The sequence below is a fragment of the Actinomyces bouchesdurhonensis genome (assembly GCF_900128465.1).
Taxonomy (GTDB): domain Bacteria; phylum Actinomycetota; class Actinomycetes; order Actinomycetales; family Actinomycetaceae; genus Pauljensenia; species Pauljensenia bouchesdurhonensis.
In genome coordinates, this window is the sequence record NZ_LT635866.1 from 439,242 (window position 1) to 449,387 (window position 10,146).

The window sequence follows — 10,146 nt, forward strand, 5'->3', positions numbered from 1 at the left end:
TCAGAGCCTCCCGAAGGCAAGCATTCCCAGCAGGGACACGACGCCAAGGAGCGTCCACCCCAGGGCGGAGGTCGGGCGATCAGTTTCCAGCATCTTGCCAGCCGAGTCGAGGTCTTCCTTCTGCTCAGCCTCGATCTGCTGAACGACAGAGTCGACGGATGCGGGCGAGGACGCATCATAGAAGTCACCACCCGTGGACTGCACCTGATCACGCAGTTCCACGGCCTCGGTCGACAGCGCCGTCATCGAACCGGGGTACAAAGCCGTGACCGTCACCGCCTGACTCTTCGCGAACTCAATCGCCTCAGGCAGCGTGTAGATACCCGATCCGAGCACCTCGTTATCGGTGGCCAGCAGAATCGTGCGCGACCGCGCCTTGTCCGTGTGGTCAAAGCCGAGGACGCACGAGGCAAGGCCGTCGCCGACCAGCGACGCTCGTTCCTCGTCCGGGTCAGCGAACGTCGGCTCCAGGTAGTCAATCAGCTCTTGCGAAGCGGAAATATGCCCACCGATCTGCGAGAAACCCTTGTCGATGACGTCGGACATGTCCGTGAGCACATCGTTGGCCATCTCGTAGTCATCCGTCAGCGGGAACATCGTCATCGAGTAGGCGTTCCACAGCTGCAGCGAGATTCGCTCACCCTCGAAGTGTGAAATGATCTGCTTGAACGCGTCACCAATCTTCGAGTCGTAGGGAAGCATCGACCCCGATGCGTCGAGGCAGATGACGATGTCTCGACTCGAGGACTTATCGTGCTTGACGTAACGGTCTACGGGCGCGCCCGCAGACACGGACGTCGCAATGACCGCAATCATAAAGCACACGCACGCCATCGCCAGCGACGCGCGAGTGCGACGCACAAGAGCCTGATACTTGGGCAGCCCCCGCAGGAAACCGGTGTTCGCAACCCACCCCTTCTTACCCGAGCGTTCACCCGCTCGACGTGCACGCCACCATCCGAGGGCGGTCGCCGCGACCACCACCAGCAGGACAATGGGAATTAACCACCAAAACCTCATACGTTTACCGCCTCCACGGCCATGGTCAACACGTTCGTGACAGCCTCATGCGAAGGCTGGCCCGCAGGGATGTCATCCCCCGTGAAACTGGGGATCTCGCACGCCTGAAGGACATCGGACAGGCCGGGCCACACGGGGACAAGCCTGCGTACTTCCTTCACAGTTGCAACCTCGAGGTCACGACCGGTGCGCTCCGTACCGAGGGCACGCATCAGGCCTGCAAGCGCCAGATGCACGCCGCGCGCATCCAAGTCACCGTCGGCGTAGCGATCCGCAATCTGATCAATGTATGTCAGGTACTTTTTACGGCGCGCATCCGTGATCGTCTGCAGCTCCATGACCTCGCCGATGCGCGAAGTCCACCACCGCCACAGTGAGTAAATGATCCACCCGATGACGGCCACAAGGATCGTCACGCCCAAGACCCACATCCAGTTTGGATACATGACAGGATCCTGCAAGTATTCTTTAATGTCACCGGACATGTGATCCCCTTTCGAGAGCACGCATGAGCGCGCGGGGTACCTCAGCGCTGGATGCCACGTCCACGTGGATGACTCCCCGCTTGTCAAGCATTCGGGTGACCGCCGCGCGGCGCGCAGCCATAACGTTGTTTGCTTCGCCTGACAACTGAGAGTCGCGCAGCAGGAAGTCCGGCAGCGGACCCTCGTTGACGTCGACGACGTCCGTGCCCTTGTCGAGGCTGGTCGGGTCGATGTCCGCGACGCATATCTGTATGACCTGGTGGCGTACGCTCAGGGATTTGATGAGGTCGTCTGATTCCCTCGACGGCGTGGGCTGGGTCGCGTCCGTGACGATCACGAGGAGGCTGCGCCTGTTCGTGACGGTCCTCGCCCGTGCCAGGAGCTTGGGGACGTCCGAGTGCGGCGAGGTCAGAGTGATGTCTTCCTCGATACGGCGCAGCACAGTTTCGGCGTGCGCGTTACCGGAACGTGCACGCATGAAGCGCACGCGCTTGGAGTCGCCAGCGACGAGGCCGATCTGGTCTCCTCGGGCGACGGACAGCCAAGCAATGGCCTCGCACGCGGCCAAGGCAATCTCTTCCTTCGTCTCTCCAGAAGGCGCGAGAGCACCCATTTCACGACCGGTGTCCACGACGAGCATGACCTGCACGTTCGCCGTGGCCTCGTGTCGCTTGATGACGGGCGAACCTGTGCGAGCCGTGGCCGCCCAGTCGATTTCGCGCACGTCGTCACCCGGCTGGTAGGGGGCCAGGTCCATGAACTCCCAGCCGCGCCCCTGCCGGAGAGCGGAGTGCTGACCGTCCATGATGGACAGCAGCTTTCGCATGACGGGCAGCTGGATGCGCGTAGAGAGCGCGTGGATTTCGCGCGAGCGTACAGGCATGACGTTCCTTCAGACGATCGACTGACGTGGGAGCGGCGTTCGTTACGGAACGGGGACCGCGTTGAAGACGGCGTCGATGAGGCCCTCGATGGACACGTTGTCGGCCAGGGCATCGAAGGTGCGGATGATGCGGTGACGCAGGATGCCGTAGCGCATGTCCTTGATGTCGTCGGGCATCACGTGGTTGCGACCGGCCATGAGAGCGAGAGCCTGGGCGATCTGCATGAGCGCGATGCCGCCACGCGGGGAGGCACCCACGCGCACATGCTTGTTCCAGCCGGGCAACGGGTTCGGACCCGCACCACGCGTCGTGTTGATGATGTCGACGATGTAGGCCTTGAGCGTGTCGTGGACGAAGACGCGGCGGCGCGCTTCCTGGAGGGTACGCACGTCCTCGAGCGTGATCGGGACGGCGTCGGCTGGGGTTGTCATCTGGCCGGAATCGATGCGGCTGAGAACTTCGAGTTCCTCAACGGGAGTCGGGTAGGTGATGACTTCTTTCAGGAGGAAGCGGTCCATCTGGGCCTCGGGCAGAACGTACGTGCCTTCTTCCTCGATGGGGTTCTGTGTCGCCATGACCATGAAGGGGTTGGGCAGCTTATGGTTCACGCCGCCGATGGTGGTCTGGCGTTCCTGCATGGCTTCCAGCATGGCGGACTGGGTCTTCGCAGACGATCGGTTGATCTCGTCCAGGAGCACCATGTTCGCGTGGACAGGGCCGAGCTGAGTAACCATCTCGCCGCGCTCCTGATTCCAGATCTGGGAGCCGACGATGTCGTTAGGCATCAGGTCGGGGGTGCACTGAATGCGGCGGAAGGTTCCAGACACAGCCGACGCGAGGGTCTGCGCTGCTGTCGTCTTGGCCAGGCCGGGAACGGATTCGACCAGGACGTGGCCGCCGGCGAGCAACGAGGCGATCAGCGCGCGGCGCAGCGCTTCCTGGCCGACGACGGTGTGCTGGTAGATGTTGGTCATGCGATCGAGCAGGCCCTTAGCGTGGGCGAGCTCGTCATTCGTCAAGTAGTTGGGCACGGACTCTCCTTGCGTGCGCGGTCGGATGCCCTCCCAGTGTAGCCCGACGCGGCCCATCTGACACAACCCGGTCAGTTTTCGCACACCTAACCACGACGCCGCCAGGAGCGAGACGGGCAGGCCTAGAGCCTGTTAGACACGCGAAGGAGAGCAGACATAAAGGGACGGGCCCCGGAGTTACCTCCGGGGCCCGCAAAGCCGCATCAATCAGGCCTGCTTCGCGGCGGCGATACGCGCGCGGAACTTGGCCAGCTGCTCGGTAATGGCGGCGGGGAGCTTGTCACCGAACTGCGAGAAGTACTCCTCAGTGTCGTCCATCTCGGCGGCCCAAGCATCAGGGTCGATCGCGAAGAGCTTCGCCCACACGGTCTCGTCGATGTCGAGTCCATCGAGGTTGAAGTCCTCGAACTTCGGGTAGCGACCGGTCACACCGTCAATGGCCTCAACCTCGCCGGCGGCGCGGCGAACGATCCAGTCCAGGACGCGGGAGTTGTCGCCGTAGCCGGGCCACATGAAGTTGCCGTTTTCGTCCTTACGGAACCAGTTGACCTGGTAGACCTTCGGGAAGCCCTCACCGAGCTTGTCCTGCATCTCCAGCCAGTGACCCCAGTAGTCGGCCATGTTGTAGCCGCAGAAGGGCAGCATGGCGAAGGGGTCGTGACGCAGCGAGCCGGCCTTGACGTCGGTCGCAGCAGCGGTGACCTCAGAGGCCACGGAGGCGCCGATGAAGACACCGTGGGCGGGCTCGTACTGCTCGGCAACCAGCGGGACGTTCGTGGCGCGGCGACCACCGAAGAGGACAGCGTCAACCGGGACACCCTCGGGGGCTTCCCAGTCGGGGCAGATGATGGGGCACTGCGATGCGGGGACAGTGAAGCGGCTGTTCGGGTGAGCAGCCTTCTCGCCGGACTCGGGGGTCCAGTCGTTGCCATGCCAGTCGATCAGGTGCGCCGGAACATCACCGTCAATGCCTTCCCACCACACGTCGCCGTCGTCGGTCAGGGCGACGTTCGTGAAGATGGAGTTGGCCTTGCCGGTCTCCATGGCCATGGGGTTGGTCTTGTATGAAGTGCCGGGGGCGACGCCGAAGAAGCCGGCCTCGGGGTTGATGGCGCGCAGGCGGCCATCCGGGCCCGGGCGCATCCACGCGATGTCGTCGCCGACGGTCTCGACCTTGTAGCCGGGGATCGTGGGCTGGAGCATGGCGAGGTTGGTCTTGCCACAGGCCGACGGGAAGGCGGCGGTGACATGGAACTGCTGGCCGGTGGACTCGCGGGTCAGGCGCAGGACGAGCATGTGCTCGGCCATCCAGCCGTCGCGGCGGGCCATCGTCGAGGCGATACGCAGGGCGAAGCACTTCTTGCCGAGCAGGGCGTTGCCGCCGTAACCCGAACCGAAGGACCAGATCTCGTTGGTCTCAGGGAAGTGGGTGATGTACTTCTCATCGTTGCAGGGCCAGTTCGAGTCTTCCTGACCGGGCTCAAGAGGAACGCCGACGGAGTGAACGGCGGGAACCCACACGCGGCCCTCATTGATGAGGTCCATGGCAGCAGCACCCATGCGGGTCATGATGCGCATGTTGACAACGACGTAGGGGGAGTCGGTGATCTCAACACCGAGCTGGGAGATGGGGCCACCAAGGGGACCCATGGAGAAGGGAACCACGTACATGGTGCGACCCTTCATGGCACCCGTGAACTTCTCGTGCAGGGTGGCCTTCATTTCCTTCGGATCCGCCCAGTGGTTGGTCGGACCCGCATCCTCTTCCTTCTCACAGCAGATGAAGGTACGGGACTCAACACGCGCAACGTCGGACGGCTTGGAGCGAGCGAGGAAGGAGTTAGGACGCTTCTCCTCGTTGAGCTTGGTGAACATGCCGCTTTCGACCATCTGCGAGGTCAGGCGGTCCCACTCTTCCTGGGAGCCGTCGCAGAACTCAATGGCGTCAGGGGTGGTCAGCTCGGCGATTTGCGCAACCCACTTGATGACATCTTCGGGAGCGTTGGCCGGAGCCGCCGCACGCACGTCCTGTTCGGTCACGGACATTTTGCCTCCTGAGGCATTTCGGATTGTCGAGGCCGCAATGTGCGTCCCCGATTGACAGAATCAATCATGCCGGAACGTTTGCCCGCGCCTGCGGGCGCTTGGTCCCGGTCACACTCCAATCGTAGTCGAACCAGTCACATGCCGCCCGGTCGGCAGGGACCTTCTGCCCATCCACAAGGGGGCAACATGCCCCACTAGCGCACCAAGGCCTCGCGAACGGGACCGAAGGATAACAACCCGACCACCACGTGAGATACAACACGACCATTGGGGTCACAAAAGCGCATCTGAACTTGAAGTGTGCCCACCCCATGACCGACGATTACAGGTAGCACAACAGTGCCGTTCACCGTTGGAAGGACCGAGTACACCATGGGATTCCGAAACAAGACCCAAGGCCCTGACTTTTTTGAAGACTTCACCGCTCAGGCCCGCCAGCTCGTGCAGGCCGTCGAGTTTTTGACCCACATCTACGCCGCCTCCCCCGAGGAGCGCATCGCCCTGCGCGATCAGCTCCACGAGGTCGAGCACCGCGGCGACGAACTGAACCACGAAATCATCCAGCGCATCAACTCCTCGTTCATCACGCCCTTCGACCGCGAGGACCTGCAGTCGCTGGCCTCCCACCTGGACGACTGCCTCGACTTCATTGATGAAGCCGGCGATCTTCTGGTCGTCTACGGCATCGCCGACATCCCCTCCTCCCTGGTCTCCCTGCTCAACACGCAGATCGAGGTCATCAAGAACTGCGCAGATATGACCGCGGCGAACATGCCCAAGCTGAAGTCCCCGGTGGACATGCGCGACTACTGGATCGAAATCAACCGCCTCGAGAACGAGGGCGACCTGGCCTACCGCCGCACGCTGACCGCACTGTTTGACTCGGGCCTCGACCCGGTCACGATCATCAAACTCAAGGACATCGTCCAGGGCCTCGAGTCCTGCGCCGACGCCTTCGAGGAGCTCGCGGGCATCATCGAATCCCTCGCACTGAAGGAATCCTGAGCCGTGGATCTGAATCTGATCCTCGTCTGCGTCGTCATCGTCGTCGCACTGTTCTTCAGCTACACGAATGGCTTCCACGACGCGGCCAACGCGATCGCAACATCAGTGTCGACGCGCGCGTGGACACCCCGCGCCGCCCTGCTCATGGCCGCGGCAATGAACATCATCGGTGCCATGATGGGCACCGCCGTCGCGAAGACTGTCGGCTCTGGCATCATCGAGATCAAGGGTTACGCCGAGTCCACCACGCCTGAAATGCAGCAAAAGGGCCTGGTCATCATCCTGGCCGCCCTGTTGGGCGCGTGCATCTGGAACCTGATCACCTGGTGGTTCGGACTCCCGTCGTCCTCCTCGCACGCCCTCATCGGCGGCATGGTCGGCGCGGGCCTCCTTAGCGGCACCACGGTGTTCTGGGAATGCATCGTGGATCACGTCATCATCCCGATGTTTGCCTCGCCCATCATCGGCTTCATCATCGGCTACATCGCCATGAAGGTTGTCCTGTGGCTGCTGCGCAAGGCGCAGTATCACCGCACGATGCGTCGCTTCCGCGCCGCGCAGCGCATCTCCTCGGCTGCGATGGCCCTGGGCCACGGCATCCAAGACGCGCAGAAGACGATGGGCATCATCATCATGGCGCTGATGGCGGGCGGTTACGGTGAGCACCACAACATTATCGATCCGATCACCCACGAAATGAACGTGCCCCTCTGGGTGAAAATCTCGGGCGCTCTGGCGATTTCTCTGGGCACCATGGCGGGCGGCGGGCGCATCATGCGCACGATTGGTCGAAAGATCATCGACCTGGATCCGGCGCGCGCTTTTACAGCCGAGGCCGTGTCTTCCTCGATCCTGTACCTGTGCTCCTACGTCGTCCATGCTCCCATTTCCACGACGCAGGTCGTCTCCACGGCGATCATGGGCGTGGGCTGCACGAAACGCTTCTCTGCCGTGCGCTGGGGCGTTGCAGGGAACATCGTTATCGCGTGGTTCCTGACGTTGCCGGCAGCGGCACTCGTGTCAGCCATCGTATATCTGCTCGTGGCGCTGCCGCTGGGGGTCCACTAGTGGCACACCGTCGCCTCGTCGGCCTGGTCGCGGCCATGATCCTCATCACCTCGCTGACCGCGTGTTCAGATTCGTCCGTCATGCACATGCGGGTCGGCCAGTGCATCCTCATGCCCGAGGATAAGACCGCGACCACGGTTGAGACGACCGGCTGCACCCGCGAGCACGACGCCGAGGTCTTCTACGTGACCTCCGCCGATGACGGGGACTTCCCCGGCGAGGTTGAGTTGAACAAGCAGGCCGAGTCGGTGTGCATCGCTAACTTCGAGGACTACGTGGGGTCCAGCTACCTGTCGTCCAGCCTCGATGCCACGTGGATGATCCCGACGAAGGATTCGTGGGCGCATTCGGACCGGGCGATCGTGTGCCTGGCCCGCCCGCTGGATCACTCCTCACTGAAGGCAACTGTTAAGAAGTCGGGACTGTAGCCGCTGTCTCACGTTCGCCCCTGGGTGGTGTCCGCATGATCAGGCGGACACCACCCGCCTTCTTTACCGAGTGGCACGATGGTTGTTATAGTGTTCCAGGCGACAGGTTCCGTTCGGTTTCCTTCTCCCCAATGTGGCGGTCAATCTGACGTCCATCATCCCATCTCATTTAGGAGCATCATGTCCCACGCTATGCGTCCCGCGCTCGTTCTCGGCGCTTCGGCTGCCATCTTGAGCCTCGGCCTGTCCGGCTGTTCTGTTCTGTCTGCTATCACGAACCGCACCCACAGCACCAACTTGAAAGTCGGTCAGTGCATCCAGGTCCCGGATGGCTCGACCGTCTACGACGTTGAGCTCAGGGACTGCTCGAAGGAGCACACCGGCGAGGTCTACTACATTGAGAAGATCACCGACGCCACGCTGCCTGACGAGGACGAGATGGACCAGATGATGGAGGATGCCTGCTTCGACAACTTCAAGAGCTACGTCGGCAAGTCCTACTCCGAATCGTCCCTCGAGGTGACTGCCATGTACCCGACCGAGCAGACCTGGGCCAAGGGCGACCGCGACATCGTCTGCGTTGCGCTGCCGGGTGACTCGACGACGCTGTCTCGATCGGTGAAGGACTCCAACATGTGACCGGCGCCTGTGCGCGCTGGTGGCGGCCCGGCTTTCGCCGGGCCGCCACCATTATTAGGTCGGCGTTTCCTTGACTATCCGACTGCACATGGGAGGTACACCACACTCTTTATCAATCTGTCAGTATTGGTGCGAATATCCCGCTGGCGTAGGTGATACCCCGGGCCGCGCACGGTCGGCGTTGTTATATAGTTGGCGCTGCGATGCGGCAAGCAAACGAGCCTCGCGCCGCGTTTGCGTCGTACTTGCCGAGGCATCGCAGCCCTAAGGAGAATCATGTCTGAAAACTCATTCACGTCCATCATGGCGCGCCCTGTGCTTACCCTCGGCGCAACGGTCGCCATCCTGAGCCTGGGTTTGTCCGCCTGCTCGGTGTCATTGTCCGGTGCCCGCAAGCCCTCGGATACCTCTCCTACTCGCACTCCTACGCCCACGTCTTCCGCAACGACGAACGACTACGTACCGCCCAGGGTCGGAGAATGTTTCCAGTACGCATCCGACGATAACAGTGACATCACCATCGTCGATTGCAACCAGCCTCACGACGCGGAGTACTTCCACATCTTTGATTTCTCGGGTGACGCGTTCCCGTCTGATGACGAATTTGACGACGAGAGCGACGAAATCTGCGGACTCATCTTCGAATACTACGTTGGCAAGCCTGTCGCGGACTCCACCGTGGACTACTCGTGGTACGTCCCGACGCAAGAAACCTGGACGAACGGCGACCACACCGTCGAATGCTATGCGTTCGCCAAGAATGACAGTAAGCTCACCCGATCGGTGAAGGACTCCAACATGTGACCAGCGCCTGTGCGCACTGAGGCGGCCCGGCTTTCGCCGGGCCGCCTCAGTGTTTCTTGGCGGTCTTACGCGGCTGAGCTGCGGGGTTCTTGGTGGTCACGCCGTGTGTCTCAAAGGCAGCGACAACGGGACCGTCGGCTCCGCGTTCCACGTGAGCAACCAGGATTTGGCCGTGCTTAAGGGAGGGCGCGTCGCCTCCAGTGACGGCGCTCGACCCGTAGGCTCGCAGTTCCTCGATGATGAGGTCGCGCGCGCTTCCCGTCGCGGACAGCAGGGTCGTGCCGGAGGACTCGGCAAGGCGTTGCGCCGCGAAGGCACGCACTCGACCGGCTCGGGCCTGCGCGTCGATGGGCCCCGTGGCCTCGGACGAGGTGTCGAGGGCCGCCACGAGCGTCACTGAGTCCCCTCCGACGCTCGCCCACGGTGCGAGGGCCTGGCGGGCGCGGGCGGACGGGGACGCAAAGGCGGCATTGACGCCGAAAGCGCTGAACAAGTCGATGAGGTCGAAGGCCTGGCGCACACCGAATCGTCCGAGGGGTGGATCGATGGGACGGACGGCAGTCTCGGCCTCTCGGGACGAGGCCTGCTGCACCTGCGCTGCCCTGCGCGCCGCAGCTGATGCGACGATCGCGGGGGTCGGCGCGAGACGAGACTTGGGGGGTGTGGGTACGTTGAGCGTGGTCCGCTGCGCGGGCGCGGAAGCGGAGGTATCCTCAGGCGCGTCGGCGGGTCCGGG

General features: G+C 62.7%; 10 protein-coding genes and 1 pseudogene. 5 read left to right on the forward strand and 6 right to left on the reverse strand.

The annotated features are described in order from the left end of the window. The 5 genes from BQ7477_RS04455 to BQ7477_RS04475 all read right to left on the reverse strand — a co-directional run bounded on the left by BQ7477_RS04455 (position 1) and on the right by BQ7477_RS04475 (position 5,466). On the reverse strand, positions 1-1,020 hold the full coding sequence (locus BQ7477_RS04455; RefSeq protein ID WP_073982950.1) for a vWA domain-containing protein: 1,020 nt from the start codon (positions 1,018-1,020) through the stop codon (positions 1-3). Then, on the reverse strand, positions 1,017-1,505 hold the full coding sequence (locus BQ7477_RS04460; RefSeq protein ID WP_073982951.1) for a hypothetical protein: 489 nt from the start codon (positions 1,503-1,505) through the stop codon (positions 1,017-1,019). Before BQ7477_RS04460 ends, BQ7477_RS04455 begins: the two co-directional genes overlap by 4 nt. Further along, complete coding sequence (locus BQ7477_RS04465) at positions 1,495-2,388, reverse strand: DUF58 domain-containing protein (protein ID WP_073982952.1); 894 nt, start codon at positions 2,386-2,388, stop codon at positions 1,495-1,497. The genes BQ7477_RS04460 and BQ7477_RS04465 overlap by 11 nt, the downstream gene beginning before the upstream one ends. A gap of 42 nt (positions 2,389-2,430) precedes the next feature. Then, positions 2,431-3,420: an AAA family ATPase gene (locus BQ7477_RS04470; RefSeq protein ID WP_129582499.1), complete on the reverse strand. Its 990-nt coding sequence runs from the start codon at positions 3,418-3,420 to the stop codon at positions 2,431-2,433. Positions 3,421-3,627: 207 nt separating this feature from the next. Continuing rightward, entirely contained in the window at positions 3,628-5,466 is a 1,839-nt protein-coding gene (locus BQ7477_RS04475; RefSeq protein WP_073982953.1) for a phosphoenolpyruvate carboxykinase (GTP), read from the reverse strand. Positions 5,467-5,838: 372 nt separating this feature from the next. Between BQ7477_RS04475 and BQ7477_RS04480 the strand changes: the two genes are divergently transcribed. The 5 genes from BQ7477_RS04480 to BQ7477_RS04500 all read left to right on the forward strand — a co-directional run bounded on the left by BQ7477_RS04480 (position 5,839) and on the right by BQ7477_RS04500 (position 9,410). After that, on the forward strand, positions 5,839-6,471 hold the full coding sequence (locus BQ7477_RS04480; RefSeq protein WP_073982954.1) for a DUF47 domain-containing protein: 633 nt from the start codon (positions 5,839-5,841) through the stop codon (positions 6,469-6,471). Positions 6,472-6,474: 3 nt separating this feature from the next. Continuing rightward, positions 6,475-7,539: an inorganic phosphate transporter gene (locus tag BQ7477_RS04485; protein WP_073982955.1), complete on the forward strand. Its 1,065-nt coding sequence runs from the start codon at positions 6,475-6,477 to the stop codon at positions 7,537-7,539. Continuing rightward, the gene (locus BQ7477_RS04490) at positions 7,539-7,967 is read left to right on the forward strand and encodes a septum formation family protein (protein ID WP_234968682.1); all 429 of its coding nucleotides are present in this window, start codon (positions 7,539-7,541) and stop codon (positions 7,965-7,967) included. Before BQ7477_RS04485 ends, BQ7477_RS04490 begins: the two co-directional genes overlap by 1 nt. 180 nt (positions 7,968-8,147) lie before the next feature. Beyond that, a complete protein-coding gene (locus BQ7477_RS04495; RefSeq protein ID WP_073982956.1) occupies positions 8,148-8,606 on the forward strand; it encodes a septum formation family protein in 459 nt (152 codons plus the stop codon). 276 nt (positions 8,607-8,882) lie between these two features. Further along, complete coding sequence (locus tag BQ7477_RS04500) at positions 8,883-9,410, forward strand: septum formation family protein (protein ID WP_073982957.1); 528 nt, start codon at positions 8,883-8,885, stop codon at positions 9,408-9,410. Between the two features lie 46 nt (positions 9,411-9,456). On the opposite strand, the pseudogene BQ7477_RS04505 reads toward BQ7477_RS04500, so the two are convergent. Continuing rightward, positions 9,457-10,146 (reverse strand): annotated as a pseudogene (locus BQ7477_RS04505) (histidine phosphatase family protein); the annotation flags it as partial.

What these genes read in the sequence shown, in the direction of transcription:
- BQ7477_RS04455 (WP_073982950.1), bottom strand. Translation starts at nt 1,020, where the DNA reads ATGAGGTTTTGGTGGTTAATTCCCATTGTCCTGCTGGTGGTGGTCGCG.
- BQ7477_RS04495 (WP_073982956.1), top strand. Translation starts at nt 8,148, where the DNA reads ATGTCCCACGCTATGCGTCCCGCGCTCGTTCTCGGCGCTTCGGCTGCC.
- BQ7477_RS04460 (WP_073982951.1), bottom strand. Translation starts at nt 1,505, where the DNA reads ATGTCCGGTGACATTAAAGAATACTTGCAGGATCCTGTCATGTATCCA.
- BQ7477_RS04465 (WP_073982952.1), bottom strand. Translation starts at nt 2,388, where the DNA reads ATGCCTGTACGCTCGCGCGAAATCCACGCGCTCTCTACGCGCATCCAG.
- BQ7477_RS04500 (WP_073982957.1), top strand. Translation starts at nt 8,883, where the DNA reads ATGTCTGAAAACTCATTCACGTCCATCATGGCGCGCCCTGTGCTTACC.
- BQ7477_RS04475 (WP_073982953.1), bottom strand. Translation starts at nt 5,466, where the DNA reads ATGTCCGTGACCGAACAGGACGTGCGTGCGGCGGCTCCGGCCAACGCT.
- BQ7477_RS04480 (WP_073982954.1), top strand. Translation starts at nt 5,839, where the DNA reads ATGGGATTCCGAAACAAGACCCAAGGCCCTGACTTTTTTGAAGACTTC.